The sequence below is a fragment of the Streptomyces griseus genome (assembly GCF_900460065.1).
Lineage (GTDB): Bacteria > Actinomycetota > Actinomycetes > Streptomycetales > Streptomycetaceae > Streptomyces > Streptomyces griseus.
In genome coordinates, this window is sequence record NZ_UAVD01000026.1 from 265570 (window position 1) to 285373 (window position 19804).

Sequence of the window (19804 nt, forward strand, 5' to 3'; positions counted from 1 at the left end):
GACAGCGGCCCGGCACCGATGTCCTGGGGGCCGGGCCGCCGTTCTGCGCGGGACCCGCTCTATCCGCGCTGCCCGCTACGGCGGCGCAGATCCTTCAGCTGCCGGGCGACGGAGTCCAGCCGCCCGTCCAGCCGCACGACGTCCTGCTGCACGTCCGCCAGCCGCAGGCTCATCGCCCCGATCACCCGGTGCGTCACCTCCACCTTCCGGTCCAGACTGTCGAGCCGCTCCGACATCCGCACCAGCACCGGCCCGAGTTCCTGCAACGCACTGCCGACGCCGGTGAGGCAGCTCTCGATCCGGGTGACGCGCTGGTCGAGGGAGGCGTACTGCGTGCGCAGCGACTCCTCGGCGTCGAGGAGGTACGTACGCACGCAGCGGGCGATGTCGCTGTCGCGAAGAAGCATGGCGACGTTGAGGACGGTTCGGCGGGGGTAGAGCCGCAGTTGCGTGGCCGCCTGTGGATAACTTTCCACCCCTTCGCCGCCCCATAGCGACATCATGTCGCTATGGAAGGCGTGCAGGTCAGCGCCGCGCAGCACGCGGAGCCCACTCTCGGCCAACTCCTCCTGGTGTCGATCGGTCAGCCTTCTGACCGCACCTGTGGATACTTCGAAGTAACGAGCCACATCCTCTGTGCGAACGTGAATTCCGTCCGGGAGCATGACAAGGGCCTTCACCTGGTCGAGGACATCTACGCGCCCCATCTGCTCCCCGCGCAACGCGCGCGATTCGAGCAGGGCGACTTCCGTGGGCATGGGTGTGCCTTTCGTACGAGGGAATGACGAGGACGGCCCACACCCCGGGCTTCAGGGGTGGAGGACGCTCACGGTTGCCACTCACTCGATGACCGGTCCGGTGGGCCGAGCCTCACCCGGTGCCGGCACTCCCCGATTTCACGAACGCCACGACGCCACGGATTCCAGTTGCCTCCACGCGCCCTGCCCAACGACCCGATAAACACAACGTCACGCGTACACCTGTCCGCTCGTACGACGACCCCCGCCCAGGGTTCGGAAGGGCGGGGGTCGGCGGGGCGCGGAAGGGCTCAGGCCGCGGGCGTCACTCCTCGCCCGCCAGCTTCAGCGCCCGCAGCTTCTGGCCCGCGTACCAGGTGGCGGCGACCGTGACCGCGACCAGCAGGACCGTGGCGAGCGGCAGGCCGACGTCCGAGGTCACCGCGCCGTCGCCCGCGACCTTCTGGGCCACGGCCAGGGACCACTGCTGGACGCTGAGCGTCCGTGCGCCGGGGACCAGGCTGCCGAAGAGGGCCTCCCAGACCAGCGCGTAGACCAGGCCGAGGACGTCCGCGTGCCGGCTGACCGTGCCGAGCAGCAGGAACAGGGCGCTGTACGCGATCGAGGCGACCAGCGCCGCGATCGTGTAGGCGACGGCGACCTGCTGGCCGTTGCCGTTGAGGATCAGGCCCGCGAGGAGCGTCGGCAGGGCGGAGAACACCATGGTCACCGCGATGGCCACGATCAGCTTGGTGAAGATGATCGTGGGCCGCTTCACGGGCTTGGCGAGCAGGTAGACGATCGAGCCGTCGTCGATCTCGGGGCCGATCGCCCCGGTGCCCGCGATCACGCCGATCAGCGGGACCATCGTGGCGATGGCGAAACCGCCGAGGACGTCCGAGGCGATCTGGTCATCGGCCCCGGCGAACATGCGCACGGCCGCGGCGATGACCAGCAGCAGTGCGGGCAGGACGAACAGGATGGCGGCCCGGCGCCGGCCGAGCAGGGCCCGGTAGGTGAGCCGGGCGACTGTGGGGTCGTACATGACGGTGCACAGCTCCTTTCAGGCCACTACTCAGGCCGCTACGAGGTAGGAAAAGACCGATTCGAGGGACTCGTCGGACGGTGAGACGGTGAGCAGCCGGATGCCCTGCTCACGGGCCACCCTCGGCAGCAGCTCGGTGAACCGGCCGAAGTCGACGGCCTGGATCCGCAGCGCCTTCTCGGTCACGTCGACCTCGATGCCCGCCGTGGACGGGTCGGCGATGAGCGCGGCCGCGAGGGCCCGGTCGTCGCTGGAGCGCACCAGATAGCGGTGCGGGCGGTCGGTCATCAGCCGGCGGATCTTCCGGAAGTCGCCGGACGCGGCGTGCCGGCCGGCCACGATCACCTCGATGTGCGAGGCCAACTGCTCGACCTCTTCGAGGATGTGGGAGGAGAACAGGACCGTGCGCCCCTCGGCCCCCATCCGCCGCAGCAGTTCCATCAGCTGCATCCGCTGGCGCGGGTCCATCCCGTTGAACGGCTCGTCCAGGAGCAGCACCGAGGGCTCGTGGACCAGCGCGGACGCCATCTTCACGCGCTGGCGCATGCCCTTGCTGTACGTGGAGATCTTGCGGTCCTGCGCGTACTCCATCTGGACCGTGGCGAGCGCCTTCCGCGCCTCGGCCCCGCCCAGACCCTGGAGTTCGGCGTTGGCGACGACGAACTCCTTGCCGGTGAGGAAGTCGTACATCCCCTCCCGCTCGGGGACGATGCCGATCTTCTTGTAGACGCTCTCGTTGCGCCAGATCTGCTGTCCGTCGAGCGTGACCTTCCCCGTCGAGGGGGCGAGGAATCCGCCCATCATGTTGATGAGGGTGGACTTTCCCGCGCCGTTCGGGCCGAGGAGTCCGGTGACGCCGGGCCCCACGGTCATGGAGACGTCGTTGACGGCGACCACGTTGCCGAACCAGCGCGAGGTGTGGTCGATCTCGATGGTGGTCACAGCCCGACCCTCCGGTAGCGGCGCATCAGGACGGCGTAGGAGCCGGCGACGAGCGCGAGAACAACGAACAGGTAGACCACACCGGTACCGGTGCCCGGGCCTTCCCCTCCGGGGAAGGCAGAGGTCGCGCCGAGGAACGCGGTCTGGACGCCGTCGATCAGCGTGATCGGCGAGAAGAGGCCCAGCCACTGCACGGCCCCTTCCGAACCGGTCTCCCAGGCGATGGCCTGGACCGTGGAGACGGCGCCGTAGGTGATGGTCAGGAGGGCGATCACCGCGGCGACGCCGAAGCCGCGGCGCGGGGTCAGGGCGGCCATGACGAGGCCGAGGCCGGCGAACAGCACGGACAGCAGCGCCACCGACACCAGCCCCTGGCCGAACCACTTGGTCTGGTCGGCGAAGTCGAACTTCGCGAGCAGAGAGCCCACATAGAGGATGAGCAACGGCGCACCGGTGAGGATGAAGAGTGCGGACGCGGTCGCGGCGAACTTCGCGATCACGTAGTCGGCGTGCTCGATCGGCCGCGAGAAGTACAGGGGGACGGTCTTGAAGCGGAGGTCCCTGGAGACCGCCTGCGGGGCCTGCGCGGCGATGAAGAGGCCGATGACGGCCTGGAGGTAGATCGCGTACGAGGTGTACTTGACCACCAGCTTGCTGGCGTCCGGGGCGGCCATGGAGACCGCCACCAGGATCGCCGCGACCAGCGCCATCACGCCGAACAGCAGCATGGGCAGCACCTTGGACTTGGCGGAGCGGCCCAGTCCGAAGGAGCCCCGCAGGGTCTGCGAGAACAGGGAGCGGCGGGCGTAGGCCCGGCCGAGCCGCGGTCCGTCGTAGGAGCGGTAGCCGATGTTGTGGATCCGGGAGGCGTCGCGCCCGGCCGCGGCCTTGGTCTCAGTGCTCATCGCGACCGCTTCCCTTCTGCTGGTCGGCCCCGGCGGTGGCCGCGGCCGGGGCGGCGGTGCCCTGCGCCCCGCCCTGTCGTGACGCGTGCTGTTCGGTACGGAAGACCTCGGCGATGTGGTGGCGGCGCTGTTCCATGCGGACCAGGCCGAGGCCGAGGCCGGCGACGCTGTCGCGGACCAGGTCGTACGTGTCCTCGCCGGCCGCCTCGATCAGCAGGATGTGGCCCGCGCCCGGCAGCCCCTCCGTGTCGATCCCGTCGTGGCCGACGAGGGTGACCCCGGCGTCGGTGAGGATCCCGCGCAGCGCGGCGGTGCCGTCGGGGTGGGTGTCGCTGTCGGTCACCTCGACCGCGAGGGTCGCGGTGGTCTGCGTGAAGTCGCTGGTGGAGCTGGAGCGCAGGAGCGTCCCGCCGTCGATGACGACGACGTGGTCGCAGGTGCGTTCCAGCTCGCCCAGGAGGTGCGAGGTCACCAGCACGGAGATGCCGAAGTCGGTGTGGATCCGGCGGATCAGGCCGAGCATCTCGTCCCGGCCGACCGGGTCGAGGCCGTTGGTCGGCTCGTCGAGGAGGACCAGCTGGGGGTCGTGGACGAGGGCCTGGGCGAGCTTGACCCGCTGCTTCATGCCGGTCGAGTAGCCGCCGATGGGGCGGTAGCGCTCCTCGTAGAGGCCGACGTGGCGCAGCGTGTCGGCCGTGCGCTCACGGGCCGCCGTGGGCGGCAGCCCCGACATGCGGGCCATGTGCACGACGAACTCGGTCGCCGAGACGTCGGGCGGCAGGCAGTCGTGCTCGGGCATGTACCCCACCCGTTCCCGGATGGCGGCGCCCCGGGTCGCGACGTCGAGCCCGAGCACCGCGGCCCGGCCTTCGGTGGCGGGGGAAAGACCCAGCAGGATCTTGATCAGTGTGGACTTGCCGGCTCCGTTGGAACCCACCAGACCGGTCACACCCGGTCCGATGTCCAACGTGAGCCGGTCAAGCGCGGTCACGCGGGGGAACCGCATGCTCAGGGCTTCGGTAGCGATAACGGCTGTCACGGAAACGACGTTAGTGGCGCGGGCCACAGGGGTCGTCAGCCCTGACGGCTGGATCCGCGTCAGACTCCAGGCGTACGCGCCCGTAGGGGGACCCCGCGCAGGACGAGGCCGGAACTCCGGGGCGGGCGGCGCGACCGGGCCCACCGGGGATGCGGCGGAGGGACCGGCACTCCCGCAGGCGGGCGGGAGTTCTCCACAGGCGGGACGCCCACTTGTCCACAGGGACCGGGGCCCCCTTGACGCAGCCGCCGGACATTGTCACATTCATCAGTGTCACGTTACGGGCGCGTACCGCACACGGCAGGGAACGGACGGTGGCATGACCGGCATGACCTCGGCAGTGCAGCACGAAATCACCCCGGAGCTGCGGGGGTTCAGGGAAGTCCAGCGTCTGGCCTACGCCTGCGCGGAGGCGGTCGCCGGCCAGCTGCGGTCGGGGGTGACCGAGCGCGAGGCGGCCCGGATGCAGCGGGTGTGGCTGCGTGAGCGGGGCGTGCGCGACTGGTTCCACCTCCCGTTCGCCTGGTTCGGGGACCGTACGGCGTTCGCCGGGTTCAAGGTGCCGCTGCAGTTCTTCCCGACCGACCGGAGGCTGGAGCCGGGGATGCCGTTCATCCTCGACATGGCCCCGGTGTACAAGGGCTTCACCGCCGATGTGGGGTATGCGGGGTGCCTCGGCCTCAATCCGCTGCACGACAGGCTGCTGGCCGATCTGGAGGCCCACCGCGAGCTGATCCTGCGGGAGGTGCGCGAGCGCCGTTCGCTGCGCGAGATCTACGAGGACGTGGAACGCCTCATGACCACGCAGGGATACACGAACAGGCACCGGGCCTACCCCTTCGGCGTGATCGCGCACAAGATCGACCGCGTCACCGAACGCCGTTGGTCGCCGCGGCTGTTCGGCTTCGGCACCCAGGCCCTCAAGGGACTGGTGAGTGACGCCCTGCACGGTCACCGGGACGGCTGGTCGCCGCTGTGGAGCCCCTACCGCTTCTCCGACCACCCGCCGCAGCCGGGCCTGTGGGCGGTCGAACCCCACCTCGGATTCCGGGGTACGGGCGCGAAGTTCGAGGAGATCCTGGTCGTCACCGACTCCAAGGACCCCGAGCAGAGCGCTTTCTGGCTGGACGACGATCTGCCGCATGTGCGGCGCTGGGCCGAGGAGAAGGTGGCGGCGTGAATCTGTCTCAGGCGCGTGAGCGACGCGTGGTCACGGGAGGCGTCGAGCTGTGCGTCGCCGAGCTGGGCGACGCGGGCCGGCCGACCGTGGTGCTGGTCCACGGCTATCCGGACAGCAAGGAGGTCTGGTCGGACGTCGCCGTCCGGCTGGCCGAGCACTGGCACGTGGTGCTGTACGACGTGCGGGGGCACGGCGGGTCCACCGCCCCGAAACCGCTGCGCGGCGGCTTCACCCTGGAGAAGCTGACCGACGACTTCCTGGCCGTCATCGACACGGTCAGCCCGGACCGGCCGGTGCACGTGGTCGGTCACGACTGGGGGTCTGTCCAGGCCTGGGAGTTCGTCACGGTCGGCAGGACCGAGGGCCGGATCGCCTCCTTCACCTCGATGTCCGGGCCGTCCCTGGACCACTTCGGGCACTGGATCAAACGCCGGATGACCCGCCCCACCCCGCGCCGGGTCGGCCAGCTGCTCGGCCAGGGCGCGAAGTCCTGGTACGTGTACATGCTCCACACCCCGGTCCTGCCGGAGCTCGCCTGGCGCGGCCCGCTCGGGAAGCGGTGGCCCCGGATCCTGGAGCGCATGGAGAAGGTGCCCGCGGGCGACTACCCCACCGCCTCCCTGCCGAGCGACGCGGCGCACGGCGCCTGGCTCTACCGCGACAACGTCCGCGCCCGGCTCAGCAGGCCCCGCGCCGACGCCTACGCCCACGCGCCGGTCCAGCTGATCACTCCGACCGGGGACTCCTTCCTCTCCGAGCGGCTCTACGACGGGCTGGAGGACTGGGTTCCCCGGCTGGTGCGCCGCTCGCTCCCGGCCAAGCACTGGGTGCCCCGCACCCGGCCGGACCAGCTCGCCTCCTGGGTCGACGAGTTCATCACCGCGAACGAGTCCGCGGGGCGGGAGGGCGCGCCCGCGCAGCCGACGCCCGCCCAGAGCCCCTACGCGCAGCGGTTCGGCGGTCAGCTGGTCCTGGTGACCGGCGCGGCCTCCGGGATCGGGCGGGCCACGGCGTTCGCGTTCGCCGAGGCGGGCGCCCGGGTCGTGGCCGTGGACCGGGACGCGGAGGGGGCCGCCCGGACCGCGGAGATGGCGCGGCTGATCGGGGCGCCCGCCGCGTGGGGCGAGGCGGTCGACGTCAGCGACGAGGACGCGATGGAGAAGCTCGCCGCCCGGGTCGCCTCCGAGTACGGCATCGTCGACGTCCTGGTCAACAACGCCGGGATCGGGTTGTCCGGCTCCTTCCTGGAGACCACGAGCGAGGAGTGGAAGAAGGTCCTCGACGTCAATCTGTGGGGGGTCATCCACGGCTGCCGGATCTTCGGCAAGCAGATGGCGGACCGGGGGCAGGGCGGCCACATCGTCAACACGGCGTCGGCCGCCGCCTTCCAGCCCTCGCGAGTGCTGCCCGCGTACAGCACGTCGAAGGCGGCCGTGCTGATGCTCAGCGAATGTCTGCGGGCCGAGCTGGCGGAGAAGTCGATCGGGGTGAGCGCGATATGTCCCGGCATCGTCAACACCAACATCACCGCCACCACGCGTTTCGCGGGGGCCGACGCGGCGGAGGAGGAGCGGCTGCAGAAGCGGACGAGCCGTCTCTACGGGCGGCGCAACTACCCGCCTACGAGGGTCGCCGACGCGATCCTGCGGGCGGTCGTGCGCAACCAGGCGGTGGTGCCGGTGACCCCGGAGGCGCGTGGCGCACGGCTGCTCTCCCGGCTGAGTCCGGGGACCCTGCGCTCCGTCGCCCGGCTGAAGCCTCCGCTGTGACCGGGGCCGGTGCGGGCACCGGGACCGCCGAGTACCGGATCGAGGACCTGGCCCAGGCCAGCGGGGCCACGGTGCGCACGATCCGCGCCTATCAGGACCGGGGACTGCTCCCGACGCCCGAGCGGCGCGGACGGGCCAATGTGTACCGGGAGACCCATCTGGCCCGGCTCCGGCAGATCGCGGACCTGCTCGACCGGGGTTACACCCTGGCCAGCATCAAGGAGCTGCTGGAGGCGTGGGACGCGGGGCGGGGTCTCGGCGGGGTGCTCGGTCTGGTCGCCGAGGTCCACGGCCCGTGGACGGACGAGGAGTCCGACCGGATCAGCCGCCGGGAGCTGGACGCGCGGTTCGGCGGCCGGCAGGACGACGAGGCCATCGCCGAGGCGGTGGAGCTCGGCGTGCTGGAGCGGGTGCCCGGCAGGGACGACGAGTTCCTCGTACCCAGCCCCCAAGAGCTGGCGGTGGCGGTGGAGTTGTACGCCGCCGGGGTGCCCCTGCCCGCGATCTCCGGCCATCTGCGGGAACTTCGCGGTCAGGTGGAGCACATCGCCTCCCGTTTCCTCGAGTTCACCACCGAGCACGTCTTCGCCCGCTACCTCGGCCACCGTCCGCCCACCGACTCCGACGCGGCCGAGGCGGCGTCTCTCGTGCGCCGCCTGCGACCGCTCGCACAGCAGACGGTGGACGCGGAACTGGCACGGGCCATGCGGACGTTCGCCACCCGCCACCTGCACCACCACCTCGGCGCGGAGCCGACCCCCCTTTCCGATGACGCGCTCCGGCCCGTGCTGCTCCCCTCCCGGACAACACAGGCTGTGCGCGCGTTGGTTGGAGAGGAGCACGTTTCCGCCTTCGTGGCCGCGGCCACCGAAAGGGAGGTGCAGGCACGCACCTTGGACGGGCTGACCGCAACTCACGTCAAAAGCCGCAAAATTGACGAAAGCGCTTAAAGAGGAAGCGCGTTGTCCACAGAAACGCCAAATAGTCTGTGGATAACCTGAGTTGGCTGTGGATCAAACCTGCGGCGGGAAAAAGATCGAAGAACCGCGGAAGAACGAAGAACCTACGAGGTGCCGAAATGACCAGCTGACGAGGCGACAAGGCGGCGAGGCGGTGGGAAATGCGGATGCACCGACCGGCCCGCCACGGGCACTCTGACGCCATGGACGAACGTCGCACCGTCAAGGTGTCCAAGTACCTCTCGAAGCATCTGAGGCATCAGCCGGAACGCATCGGCCTCACCCTCGACGAGAACGGCTGGGTGGCGGTCGAGGAGCTGCTGCGCGCCGCGGCCCGGCACGGCTTCGCCTTCTCCCGCGCCGAGCTCGACCACGTCGTCGCCGCGAACGACAAGCGGCGCTTCACCGTCGAGAACGGCTGCGCCGCCGACGGCGTCCACGGCGACCGCATCCGCGCCAATCAGGGCCACACCGTCGCCGTCGACCTGGACCTGCCGCCGGCCGAGCCGCCCGCGCACCTCTACCACGGCACGGTCGCCCGGGTGATGGACGCGATCCGGACCGAGGGCCTGCGCCCCATGGCCCGCCACCACGTCCACCTGTCGCCCGACCGGGAGACGGCCACCCGGGTCGGCGCCCGTCGCGGCCGGCCGCTCGTCCTCACCGTGGACGCGGGCGCGATGCACCGCGCCGGCCACGTCTTCCGGGTGAGCGCCAACGGGGTCTGGCTCGCCGACGCCGTACCCCCGCGGTTCCTGCTCCTGCGCGGCTGAGAGCCTCCCGACGCCGGATGCCGGGGTCACCACCGGTCCGATCCCGATCCCGGTGGACCGCTTCCCCGCGCCCCGCTGCCCGGTTGCCCCGTCGGCCCATCGGCCCGTTGGCCCATCGGCCCGTGCCGCTGTATCCCGTGTACCCGGACGAGGCAGCCCCTGACGCTTCCCACCCGGCCGTCCCGCCGCTACGCCAGCTGCGCGGGCGCCTCGGTCGCGATGCGCTCGAAGACCTTCGGGTCCACGTCGAAGACCGAGTCCGGGATCGGGGCGTGGATGACGATCTCGGTGAAGCCCAGTTCCGCGTGGCGCCCCGCGAAGTCGACGAAGGCGTCCACGGACTCCAGCGGGCCGTTGCGGTCCGGTGTGAAGGCGGTGAGCAGGATGCGGTCCAGCTCGGACACGTCCCGGCCGATCTCCGCGCAGGCCGCCGTGAGCCGCTCGTTCTGCCCCCGCAGCGCCGCCCGTGACTCCTCCGGGGTGCCGTTCTCGTACAGCTTGGGGTCGCCGGTGGTGACCCAGGCCTGTCCGTGGCGGGCGGCGAGCTTCAGGCCGCGCGGTCCGGTCGCGGCGACCGCGAAGGGCAGCCGGGGGCGCTGGACACAGCCGGGAATGTTGCGGGCCTCCTCGGCGGTGTAGTGCGTCCCGCGCTCGGTCACCGCGCCTTCGGTGAGCAGCCGGTCCAGGAGCGGAACGAACTCCGCGAACCTGTCGGCGCGTTCGCGCGGGCTCCACGCCTCCTGGCCCAGTGCGGTGGCGTCGAAGCCGCTGCCACCGGCGCCGATGCCGAGGGTGACCCGACCGCCCGAGATGTCGTCCAGGGAGATGAGCTCCTTGGCCAGCGTGACCGGGTGGCGGAAGTTCGGCGAGGTCACGAGGGTGCCGAGCCGCAGGCGTTCGGTGGCCGTGGCCGCGGCGGTGAGCGTGGGCAGCGCCCCGAACCAGGCGCCGTCCCGGAAGGTGCGCCAGGACAGGTGGTCATAGGTGTAGGCGGTGTGGAAGCCCAGCTCCTCCGCCCGACGCCAGCGGTCGCGACCGCCCTCGTGCCAGCGATGGACGGGGAGGATCACGGTGCTCAGGCGGGGACTCATGCCCCCGAGCCTACGGCCGTACGGACCCGGGACGGCGACCTGATGGCTTTGGCATATGCCGGAGGACTTTTCCGCAGATCAGCGTCCTGACCACTCAGATGTGCGCCCCTCCGCACGCACGTGCACCTTTATGGGCGAGAATGGCCCGGTGACCTCAGTGACCGATACGCCTCTTCCCGCCGTGACCCGGCTGATCGCCACCGACCTCGACGGCACGCTGCTGCGCGACGACAAGACGCTGTCCGCGCGCACGGTCGCGGCCCTCGCGGCGGCCGGGGAGGCCGGGATCGAGGTCTTCTTCGTCACCGGCAGGCCGGCCCGCTGGATGGACGTCGTACGGGACCACGTACAGAGCCACGGCACGGCGATCTGCGCCAACGGCGCCGTGGTCACCGACCTGCGGACGGACGGCGAGCTGCTCTCCGTACGGCCGCTGGAGCGCGCCGCCGCCCTGCACGTCGTGCGCACCCTGCGCGAGAGGGCTCCCGGCACCTCGTTCGCCGTCGAGATGACCACCGGCATCAACTACGAACCGGCCTACCCGCCCTTCCACCTGGACCCGGGTGCGACCGTGGCCGTCGCCGAGAAGCTGCTGCACGAGGACGCCCCGGGCGCCGGCGCGCAGGTGATCAAGCTGCTGGCCCACCACACCGAGCTGGCTCCCGACGCCTTCCTCGCCCTGGCCCGTACGGCCGCCGGAGACCGGGCCGCCTTCACCCGGTCCAGCCCCTCCGCGCTCCTGGAGGTCAGCGGGCTCGGCGTCTCCAAGGCCACGACGCTCGCCGCCTGCTGTGCCGAGCGCGGCATCTCGCCCGCCGAGGTGGTCGCCTTCGGCGACATGCCCAACGACGTCGAGATGCTCAGCTGGGCCGGCGCCTCCTTCGCGATGGGCAACGCCCACCCGGACGCGGTGGCCGCCGCGTCGGGCCGGACCGCGACCAACGAGGAGGACGGGGTGGCGGTCGTCATCGAGCGGATCCTCGCCGCCCTCCCGGACAAACGCTGAAACCTTTCGGCACACCGAAGCCCAGCCCACCGGAGCCCAGCCCAGCCACCGGAACACACCAGCACACCGCCACCGGTCCCGGCGGGGCGCGCCCTGTCCTGACCCGCCCCACCCCGCGGGGCGGGTCAGCTCCGCCCCCTCACAGCGGCGCCTCCCACACCACCGTCGTACCGCCGCCGTCCTCCCCGATCCCCGGTTCGATCCGGCTCGCACCCCCCAGGGACTCGGCCCGGCGGGCCAGGTTGCGCAGGCCACTGCGCCGGCCGCCCTCCGGGATGCCCACCCCGTCGTCGGCGACCGAGAGGCGCACCGCGCCCCGGCCGTCCGGCAGGGTCACCGTCGCGTCGACGACCACATCGATCAGCGACGCGCCCGCGTGCCGGAACGCGTTGGAGAGGGCCTCGCGCAGCGCGGCGACCAGGTTCTTGCCGGTCAGCTCGCCGACGAGCGAGTCCACCGGGCCCAGGAAGCGGTGCGAGGGCTTGAAGCCGAGCGGGACGGCCGCCATGTTGATCTCCCGCAGCACGCGGGTGCGCAGCCCCGACGGGGCCTCGGCCGGTTCCTGCTGGAGCGCGAAGATGGCCGTGCGGATCTCCTGGATCGTCACGTCCAGCTCGTCCGCGGCCCGGCCGACGCCGGTCCGCACCTCGGGCACCACCGACCGGCGCTGGGCGCTCTCCAGCATCATCCCGGTGGCGAACAGCCGCTGGATGACCAGGTCGTGGAGGTCACGGGCGATCCGGTCGCGGTCCTCGTACACCGCGAGCCGCTCCCGGTCCCGCTGCGCCTCGGCCATCATCAGCGCGAGGGCCGCCTGGGAGGCGAACTGGGTGGCGAGCGTCCGCTCGGTCTCCGTGAACGGGCGCGCGCCCCGCGCCCGGGGGGTGGCCAGCGCGCCGAGCACCCGACCGCCGCTGTGCAGCGGCAGCATCATGCTGGGGCCGAACCGCTCGGCCAGCCTGGTGATCATCCGGCGGTCGGTGGCCGAGTCGTCGATGAACACCGCCTCGCCCGCCAGGAGTTTCGCCACCACCGCGCTCCGGGGCGGGATGATCACGCCGAGCGAGGACGCGGGGTCGTCGGACGATACGGCGACGATCTCCAGCCCGCCCTCCTCGGCGGGCAGCAGCACGATCCCGGCGGCGGAGTCGGCGAGCCGGCGGGCCTGTTCGGCGACCACGGACAGCGCCTCGTCCGCGTCCCCGCCCGACAGGAGGGCCGTGGTGACCGCGACCGAACCGTCGATCCAGTGCTCCCGCTGCCGCGCCGCCTCGTACAGCCGGGCGTTGCCGATGGCGATCCCGGCCTCGGTGGCGAGCACCCGGACCATGTGGAGGTCGTAGTCGCTGAATTCGGCGCCGTCCTGCTTCTCGGCCAGGTAGAGGTTGCCGAAGACGTCGCCCTGGACCCGGATGGGCACCCCCAGGAAGGTCCGCATCCGGGGGTGTCCCGACGGGAAGCCCGCGTACCGGGGATCGGTGGTCAGGTCGGCGAGACGGACCGGGGCGGGGTCGTGGATCAGCGCGCCGAGCAGACCCCGGTGGCCGTCGGGACGCCGTCCGATCGCCTCGGCCACCTCCCGCGGAACGCCGTACGTGACGAAGTCCGAGAGCCCCTCACCCAGCTCGTCGACGACCCCGATGGCGGCGTAGCGGGCGTGGGCGAGCTCAGCCGCCGTCTCGCAGATCCGGTCCAGGGTGGAGTGCAGTTCCAGACCCGCGCCGACGGAGCGCATCGCTTCCAGGAGCTGCGGCACCCGGGCGGTCAGCTCGGTGGACAGACCCTGGAGGCTGCGCGTGGCCCGGGTGGCGGCGTCCAGGGAGTCCTGCGGGTCGGGCTCGGCCATGGACCGAGCCTAGTTAGTACCGTTTGGGGGCGAAAGTCGAGAATGCGATCGACGGGGGAAGGGCGCCGGTCGTCCCCGGGGTCGGTGCCGCCGCCACGGCCTGTCCGGCCGTCCCGTCCGCCGCGCGACGGGACGGACGCGGTCGCGCCGCACCGGGTCCCGTGTCCGAGTACGTCCCGTACGGGAGCCGGGGGCCGGCGCCACCGGGAGCACGCACCCGACGCCGCGCGTCCGCCCTGCGGGCGACGACGGGAGGGGGCGGACAGCCCTATCGGGCCCCCGCCCCGACCGTCTCCCCCTCGCGCTCCAGCATGGTGCGCAGCGGCCCCTCCTCGGCGGCGAGTTCGGCGTACGGTCCGCGCTGCACGACCCGGCCCGCGTCCAGCACCAGCACCTCGTCGACCGTGTCGAGGCCGGTCAGCCGGTGGGTGATCAGTACCGTCGCCCGGCCCCGCGTCGCGTCGAGCAGGTCGGCGGTGAGCGCGTCGGCGGTCGGCAGGTCGAGGTGCTCGGCCGGCTCGTCCAGGACGAGTACGGGGAAGTCGGCGAGCAGCGCGCGAGCCAGGGCCAGGCGTTGACGCTGACCGCCGGAGAGCCGTGCGCCGTGCTCGCCCACCGGGGTGTCGAGCTTCTCCGGCAGGGCCAGCACCCAGTCCAGGAGCCGGGCCCGGGAGAGCACGTCGAGCAGTTCGGCGTCGGTCGCCCCGGGGCGGGCCAGCCGCAGGTTCTCGCGGATCGTGCTGTCGAAGACGTGCGCGTCCTGGGCACACAGCCCGACCGAGCGCCGCACCGTCTCCGACTCCAGCGCCGACGCCTCGACGCCGCCCAGCCGGTACGTCCCCGAGGAGGCGTCCAGGAAGCGCAGCAGGACCTGGGCAAGCGTCGTCTTGCCCGAGCCGGAGGGGCCCACGACCGCGATGCGCCGGCCGGGCGTCAGCGTCAGGTCGAGCGCGACCAGCGCGTCGTGCCGGGCCCCGGGGTAGCGGGCGCTCAGCCCCCGCACCTCCAGCGGGAAGGGGGACGCGGGCTCCTCGGCGGGGGCCGCGGGCTCCCGTACGGGCACGGGGGCGTCCAGCACCTCGAACACCCGCTCGGCGCTCCGGGCGACGCGCTGGCGGTACTGCACGGCGAGCGGCAGTCCGGTGACCGCCTCGAAGGCGGCGAGCGGGGTCAGCACCACCACGGCGAGCGCGACGCCGGACAGCCGCCCGTCCTGCACCGCGGGGACGGCGACGGTCGCGGCGGCCACCACGGTGAGCCCGCAGACCAGGGCGGAGAGCCCACCGCCGAGGGCCGTCGCGGCGGCGGCGCGGGAGGCGATCCGGGTCAGCAGGGTGTCGGCCGCGCGCAGCCGCTCCTGCCGGGCGGGCAGCGCGCCCGCGACGGTCAGTTCGGCGGTGGCGCCCAGGAGGTCGGTGACCCGGGTGGCCAGGGCGGCGCGGGCGGGCGCGAGCTGACGTTCCGTACGGCGGGCACAGGCGCCGCTGACGAGCGGGACGCCGACCCCGGCGACCAGCAGCCCCACGGCCAGGATCACGCCCGCCTCGGGGAGCAGCCAGCCGGTGAAGCCGGCGGCGCCGGCCCCCACCACGACGGCGGTGCCGACCGGCAGCAGCCAGCGCAGCCAGTAGTCCTGGAGCGCGTCCACGTCGGCGACGAGCCGGGACAGCAGGTCCCCGCGCCTGGTGGTGCGCAGGCCTCCTGGGGCGATGCGTTCGAGACCGCGGTAGACGGAGACCCGCAGGTCGGCGAGGAGCTTCAGGACGGCGTCGTGCGAGACGAGCCGCTCGGCGTAGCGGAAGACCGCCCGGCCGATGCCGAAGGCGCGGGTCGCGGTGACCGCCATCATCAAGTACATGACCGGCGGCTCCTCGGAGGCGCGGGAGATCAGCCAGCCGGAGACCGCCATGAGCCCCACGGCCGACCCGACCGCCAGGCTGCCGAGCAGCAGGGCCAGGGTCAGGCGCCCCCGCTGCGCGCCGGCGGCCTCGCGGACCCGGGCGAGCACCCGTCCCGGGCGGGTGCCCGTCGGGAGGGGGGAGCCGAGGGACTCCAGGGGCCGGGCGCCCGGCGGTTCGCCGCCGGCGAGCGGCTCCGGGACGGCGGGGCCGGGGGCCGCGAGGCCCGCGCCGGGCTCCCCGTACGTCTCCGCGGGCACGGGGGTACGCGGCTCCAGCGTCACCACGCGGTCGGCGACGGCCAGCAGGGCCGGGCGGTGGACGACCAGCAGCACGGTCCGTCCGGCGGCGAGCCTCCGTACGGCGTCGACGATGCCCGCCTCGCTCTCACCGTCCAGGCTCGCGGTCGGCTCGTCCAGCAGCAGGACCGGCCGGTCGGCGAGGAACGCCCGGGCGAGGGCGAGGCGCTGGCGCTGGCCCGCCGAGAGCCCGGCGCCGTCCTCGCCCAGGGCCGTCCGCATCCCGTCGGGCAGCGCCGCGACGAAGTCGTACGCGCCCGCGTCCCGCAGGGCCGCGAGGACCGCCTCGTCGTCGGCGTCGGGCCGCGCGAGGCGCACGTTCTCGGCGACGGTGTCCGCGAAGAGGTGGGGGCGCTGGGGGACCCAGGCGATACGGCTGCGCCAGCGTTCGAGGTCCAGGCGGTCGAGGTCCCGGCCGCCGACCCGGACGCGCCCCTCGTCGGGTGAGGCGAACCCGAGGATCACGTTCAGCAGGGTGGACTTGCCGACCCCGCTCGGGCCGACCAGGGCGACGGTCTCCCCCGGCTCCACGGTGAGCGACGCGGCGTCCAACGACGGTTCGGCGCGGCCCTCGTGGCGTACGGTCACGTCCGTCAGTTCCAGGCGCAGCGCGTCCGGCACGTCCTCGGCGCCCGAGGCCCTCGGTTCGGTCTCCAGGACCGCGAAGATCTCCTCGGCGGCCGACAGCCCCTCGGCCGCCGCGTGGTACTGCGCGCCGACCTGGCGGATCGGCAGATACGCCTCCGGGGCGAGGATCAGGACCACGAGTCCCGTATAGAGGTCGAGCTCCCCGTGGACGAGCCGCATGCCGATCGTGACGGCGACGAGGGCCACCGACAGGGTCGCCAGGAGCTCCAGGGCGAACGAGGACAGGAAGGCGATCCGCAGGGTGCGCAGGGTGGCCCGGCGGTAGTCGGAGGTGATCGTGCGGATCGATGCGGCCTGGGCCTTGGCCCGCCCGAAGACCTTCAGGGTCGGCAGCCCGGCGACGACGTCCAGGAAGTGCCCGGAGAGCCGGGACAGCAGCTGCCACTGGCGGTCCATACGGGACTGGGTGGCCCAGCCGATCAGGATCATGAACAGCGGGATGAGCGGCAGGGTGACGACGATGATCGCCGCCGACACCCAGTCCTCGGTGACGATCCGGGCGAGCACCGCCACGGGCACCACGACGGCGAGTCCGAGCTGGGGGAGGTAGCGGGCGAAGTAGTCGTCGAGCGCGTCGATGCCCCGGGTCGCCAGCGCGACGAGCGAACCGGTGCGCTGCCCGCTCAGCCAGTCGGGGCCCAGTCGCGCGGCCCGTTCCAGGAGCCGGCCGCGCAGTTCCGACTTGACGGCCGCGCTGGCGCGGTGGGCCGCCAGCTCGGTGAGCCAGGCGACGAAGGCGCGGCCGAGGGCGACCGCGGCGAGCAGCAGAAGGGGGGTGCGCAGCGCGGTGACCGTGAGTCCGCCCTCGAAACCGCCCACCACGATCTCGGCGATGAGCATCGCCTGGGCGATCACCAGCAGGGCGCCGACCAGGCCGAGGGCCACCACGGCCGCCAGGAAGAGGCGGGTGGCGCGTGCGTGGTGGAGCAGACGCGGATCGATCGGTTTCACGTGAAACATCCCCCCGGCGGGGTCGGTGAGCTGCTGCGGGACGGTGAGCCGCCGCGGACCTCGCGGAACCGCGGCGGCTCATCGGAGTCAGTGCGCGTCGGCGATGTGCTGGGTGCCGATGCGCTTGCGGAAGACCCAGTAGGTCCAGCCCTGGTAGAGCAGCACGACGGGCGTGGCGATGCCCGCGCACCAGGTCATGATCTTGAGCGTGTACGGGCTGGACGAGGCGTTGGTGACCGTGAGGTTCCAGGCGTCGTTCAGCGAGGACGGCATGACGTTCGGGAAGAGGGTCAGGAAGAGCATCGTGACCGCCGCCGCGATCGTCACGCCCGAGAACGCGAACGACCAGCCCTCACGGCCCTTGGCGATGGCACCGATGGCGGCCAGGAGCGCCACCACCGCCACGATCATGGCGCCCATGCTCCAGGCGTCGCCGTTGTCCGCCTGCGTCCAGACCAGGAAGCCCAGCGCGAGCACCGCGGTGACCGGCCCCAGCTTCAGCGCCAGCGCGCGGGCCCGGACCCGGATGTCGCCCGCCGTCTTGAGGCCGGCGAACACCGTCCCGTGGAAGGTGAAGAGGGTGAGCGTGACGAGGCCGCCGAGGATCGCGTACGGGTTGAGGAGGTCGAAGAAGTTGCCGACGTACTCCATGTCGGCGTCGATCTTCACGCCCCGCACGATGTTCCCGAACGCCACACCCCACAGCACCGCGGGGATCAGGGAGGTCCAGAAGATCGCGTTCTCCCAGTTCGTCTGCCACCGCTCCTCGGGCCGCTTGGCGCGGTACTCGAAGGCGACGCCCCGCACGATCAGGCAGAACAGGATGATCAGCAGCGGCAGGTAGAAGCCGGAGAACAGGGTGGCGTACCACTCGGGGAAGGCGGCGAAGGTCGCACCGCCGGCGCTGAGCAGCCAGACCTCGTTGCCGTCCCAGACGGGCCCGATCGTGTTGATCAGGACCCGCCGCTCCTTGCGGTCGCGGGCCAGCAGCTTGGTGAGGACCCCGATGCCGAAGTCGAATCCCTCCAGGAAGAAGTAGCCGGTCCAGAGGACGGCGATGAGCACGAACCAGACGTCGTGGAGTTCCATCTCTCAGCTCCTGTGCTCAGTACGAGAAGGCCATGGGCCGGTCGGCGTCTTCTTCGTCGTGCCCGCCGATCTTCGTGGGCGGGTTCAGGTCGTCCTCGGTGAGTTCCGGCGGCCCGGCCTTGATGTACTTCACGAGCAGCTTCACCTCGATCACGGCGAGCACCGCGTAGAGCAGGGTGAAGACGATCATCGAGGTGATGACCTCGCCCTGCGAGACGCCGGGGGAGACCCCCGCACGGGTCTGGAGCACCCCGTAGACGACCCACGGCTGGCGGCCCATCTCGGTGAAGATCCAGCCCCAGGAGTTGGCGATGAGCGGGAAGAGGAGCGTCCAGAGCGCGACGAGCCAGTAGAGCTTGGTGAGCTTCGGGCTCAGTGCCTTGTTCTTGAAGAGGACCAGATGCGGCACTTCGTCCTCACCGGTCCGCAGCGCCGGTGGCAGCAGGAACTTCTTCCGGGTCAGCCAGAGCCCCAGGAGGCCGAGGCCGAAGGAGGCCATACCGAAGCCGATCATCCACCGGAAGCTCCAGAACGCGACCGGGATGTTGGGGCGGTAGTCGCCGGGCCCGTACTTCTCCTGCGACTCCTTGTTGATGTCGTTGATGCCGGGGACATAGGAGTTCGGGTCGTTGTTGGCGAGGAAGGACAGTATCCCGGGGAGCGAGATCTCCACGGAGTTGTGGCCCTTGCTGACGTCCCCGTACGCGAAGATCGAGAACGGCGCCCGCTCCTGCCCGTCCCACAGGGCCTCGGCGGCTGCCATCTTCATCGGCTGCTGCCGGAACATGACCTTGGCGAGGCTGTCGCCGCTGACGGCGGTGAGCAGTCCGGCGACCACGACGGTGATCAGGCCCAGGCGCAGCGAGGTCCGCATCACCGGGATGTGCTTCTTGCGCGCCAGGTGGAACGCGGCGATGCCGACCATGAAGGCCCCGCCGACCAGGAACGCCGCCGTGATGGTGTGGAAGAACTGGGTGACCGCGGTGTCCTGGGTGAGCACCCGCCAGAAGTCGGTGAGCTCGGCCCGGCCGCGCTCCTCGTTGATCCGGTAGCCGACCGGGTGCTGCATCCAGGAGTTGGCCGCCAGGATGAAGTAGGCGGAGAGGACCGTGCCGATCGAGACCATCCAGATGCAGGCGAGGTGGATCTTCTTCGGCAACTTGTCCCAGCCGAAGATCCACAGCCCGATGAAGGTGGACTCGAAGAAGAAGGCGATCAGGGCCTCGAAGGCGAGCGGGGCGCCGAAGATGTCGCCGACGAAGCGCGAGTAGTCGGACCAGTTCATGCCGAACTGGAACTCCTGGACGATGCCCGTGACGACGCCCATGGCGATGTTGATCAGGAACAGCTTGCCCCAGAACTTGGTCGCCCTGAGGTACTTCTCCTTCTCCGTCCGCACCCAGGCGGTCTGCAGGCCGGCGGTGAGCGCGGCGAGCGAGATCGTCAGGGGGACGAAGAGGAAGTGGTAGACGGTGGTGATGCCGAATTGCCATCGCGCCAGGGTCTCCGGCGCCAGAGCGAGGTCCACGTCGTCAGTCTCCTTACATCGCCGTGGTCGTACCGGCACTATGCCCCTTTGATCCGGCCGATTACGGGAGGAACCAGGGCACGCTTGTGAACGCGTTCA

15 protein-coding genes are annotated in these 19804 nt (G+C 71.6%); 5 read left to right on the top strand and 10 right to left on the bottom strand.

Translation table 11 applies throughout. The annotated features are described in order from the left end of the window. Positions 1–59 precede the first annotated feature (59 nt). The 5 genes from DTB53_RS15150 to DTB53_RS15170 form a co-directional block, all read right to left on the bottom strand. Positions 60–758, bottom strand: a complete 699-nt coding sequence (locus tag DTB53_RS15150) for a hypothetical protein (protein ID WP_012380045.1) — start codon at positions 756–758, stop codon at positions 60–62. 304 nt (positions 759–1062) lie between these two features. Continuing rightward, entirely contained in the window at positions 1063–1782 is a 720-nt protein-coding gene (locus tag DTB53_RS15155; protein WP_012380046.1) for an ABC transporter permease, read from the bottom strand. 30 nt (positions 1783–1812) lie between these two features. Further along, positions 1813–2724 carry an ABC transporter ATP-binding protein gene (locus DTB53_RS15160; RefSeq protein ID WP_012380047.1) on the bottom strand — a complete coding sequence of 304 codons (912 nt, stop codon included), beginning with the start codon at positions 2722–2724 and terminating at the stop codon, positions 1813–1815. After that, complete coding sequence (locus tag DTB53_RS15165; protein WP_003967820.1) at positions 2721–3629, bottom strand: ABC transporter permease; 909 nt, start codon at positions 3627–3629, stop codon at positions 2721–2723. Before DTB53_RS15165 ends, DTB53_RS15160 begins: the two co-directional genes overlap by 4 nt. Then, entirely contained in the window at positions 3619–4635 is a 1017-nt protein-coding gene (locus tag DTB53_RS15170) for an ABC transporter ATP-binding protein (RefSeq protein WP_003967821.1), read from the bottom strand. Before DTB53_RS15170 ends, DTB53_RS15165 begins: the two co-directional genes overlap by 11 nt. A gap of 352 nt (positions 4636–4987) precedes the next feature. Between DTB53_RS15170 and DTB53_RS15175 the strand changes: the two genes are divergently transcribed. The 4 genes from DTB53_RS15175 to DTB53_RS15190 all read left to right on the top strand — a co-directional run bounded on the left by DTB53_RS15175 (position 4988) and on the right by DTB53_RS15190 (position 9349). Continuing rightward, positions 4988–5848, top strand: coding sequence for a M24 family metallopeptidase (locus DTB53_RS15175; protein ID WP_003967822.1), 861 nt, complete (start codon positions 4988–4990; stop codon positions 5846–5848). Next, the gene (locus tag DTB53_RS15180) at positions 5845–7617 is read left to right on the top strand and encodes an SDR family oxidoreductase (RefSeq protein WP_012380049.1); all 1773 of its coding nucleotides are present in this window, start codon (positions 5845–5847) and stop codon (positions 7615–7617) included. Before DTB53_RS15175 ends, DTB53_RS15180 begins: the two co-directional genes overlap by 4 nt. Next, entirely contained in the window at positions 7614–8567 is a 954-nt protein-coding gene (locus DTB53_RS15185) for a MerR family transcriptional regulator (protein WP_012380050.1), read from the top strand. Before DTB53_RS15180 ends, DTB53_RS15185 begins: the two co-directional genes overlap by 4 nt. 212 nt (positions 8568–8779) lie before the next feature. Further along, a complete protein-coding gene (locus DTB53_RS15190; protein WP_012380051.1) occupies positions 8780–9349 on the top strand; it encodes an RNA 2'-phosphotransferase in 570 nt (189 codons plus the stop codon). A gap of 188 nt (positions 9350–9537) precedes the next feature. On the opposite strand, the gene DTB53_RS15195 is transcribed toward DTB53_RS15190, so the two are convergent. Beyond that, positions 9538–10440, bottom strand: a complete 903-nt coding sequence (locus DTB53_RS15195; RefSeq protein ID WP_012380052.1) for an LLM class flavin-dependent oxidoreductase — start codon at positions 10438–10440, stop codon at positions 9538–9540. Between the two features lie 130 nt (positions 10441–10570). On the opposite strand from DTB53_RS15195, the gene DTB53_RS15200 reads away from it, so the two are divergent. Beyond that, positions 10571–11446 (top strand): HAD family hydrolase, encoded by an 876-nt coding sequence (locus tag DTB53_RS15200; RefSeq protein WP_172595264.1) that lies wholly within the window; start codon positions 10571–10573, stop codon positions 11444–11446. A gap of 139 nt (positions 11447–11585) precedes the next feature. Here the strand turns inward: DTB53_RS15200 and DTB53_RS15205 are convergent, their stop codons facing one another. The 4 genes from DTB53_RS15205 to DTB53_RS15220 all read right to left on the bottom strand — a co-directional run bounded on the left by DTB53_RS15205 (position 11586) and on the right by DTB53_RS15220 (position 19705). Further along, complete coding sequence (locus DTB53_RS15205) at positions 11586–13292, bottom strand: sensor histidine kinase (protein ID WP_012380054.1); 1707 nt, start codon at positions 13290–13292, stop codon at positions 11586–11588. Between the two features lie 268 nt (positions 13293–13560). After that, on the bottom strand, positions 13561–17088 hold the full coding sequence (gene cydD, locus DTB53_RS15210) for a thiol reductant ABC exporter subunit CydD (protein ID WP_069456001.1): 3528 nt from the start codon (positions 17086–17088) through the stop codon (positions 13561–13563). A gap of 87 nt (positions 17089–17175) precedes the next feature. Beyond that, positions 17176–18177, bottom strand: coding sequence for a cytochrome d ubiquinol oxidase subunit II (cydB, locus tag DTB53_RS15215; RefSeq protein ID WP_003967830.1), 1002 nt, complete (start codon positions 18175–18177; stop codon positions 17176–17178). Positions 18178–18193: 16 nt separating this feature from the next. Further along, the gene (locus tag DTB53_RS15220; RefSeq protein ID WP_003967831.1) at positions 18194–19705 is read right to left on the bottom strand and encodes a cytochrome ubiquinol oxidase subunit I; all 1512 of its coding nucleotides are present in this window, start codon (positions 19703–19705) and stop codon (positions 18194–18196) included. Positions 19706–19804 lie beyond the last annotated feature (99 nt).

Excerpts from the sequence above, each read along its gene's own strand:
- DTB53_RS15205 (WP_012380054.1), bottom strand. The coding sequence starts at position 13,292 with ATGGCCGAGCCCGACCCGCAGGACTCCCTGGACGCCGCCACCCGGGCC.
- DTB53_RS15200 (WP_172595264.1), top strand. The coding sequence starts at position 10,571 with ATGGGCGAGAATGGCCCGGTGACCTCAGTGACCGATACGCCTCTTCCC.
- DTB53_RS15175 (WP_003967822.1), top strand. The coding sequence starts at position 4,988 with ATGACCGGCATGACCTCGGCAGTGCAGCACGAAATCACCCCGGAGCTG.
- DTB53_RS15190 (WP_012380051.1), top strand. The coding sequence starts at position 8,780 with ATGGACGAACGTCGCACCGTCAAGGTGTCCAAGTACCTCTCGAAGCAT.
- DTB53_RS15195 (WP_012380052.1), bottom strand. The coding sequence starts at position 10,440 with ATGAGTCCCCGCCTGAGCACCGTGATCCTCCCCGTCCATCGCTGGCAC.
- DTB53_RS15150 (WP_012380045.1), bottom strand. The coding sequence starts at position 758 with ATGCCCACGGAAGTCGCCCTGCTCGAATCGCGCGCGTTGCGCGGGGAG.
- cydB (WP_003967830.1), bottom strand. The coding sequence starts at position 18,177 with ATGGAACTCCACGACGTCTGGTTCGTGCTCATCGCCGTCCTCTGGACC.
- DTB53_RS15170 (WP_003967821.1), bottom strand. The coding sequence starts at position 4,635 with ATGCGGTTCCCCCGCGTGACCGCGCTTGACCGGCTCACGTTGGACATC.
- DTB53_RS15165 (WP_003967820.1), bottom strand. The coding sequence starts at position 3,629 with ATGAGCACTGAGACCAAGGCCGCGGCCGGGCGCGACGCCTCCCGGATC.
- DTB53_RS15155 (WP_012380046.1), bottom strand. The coding sequence starts at position 1,782 with ATGTACGACCCCACAGTCGCCCGGCTCACCTACCGGGCCCTGCTCGGC.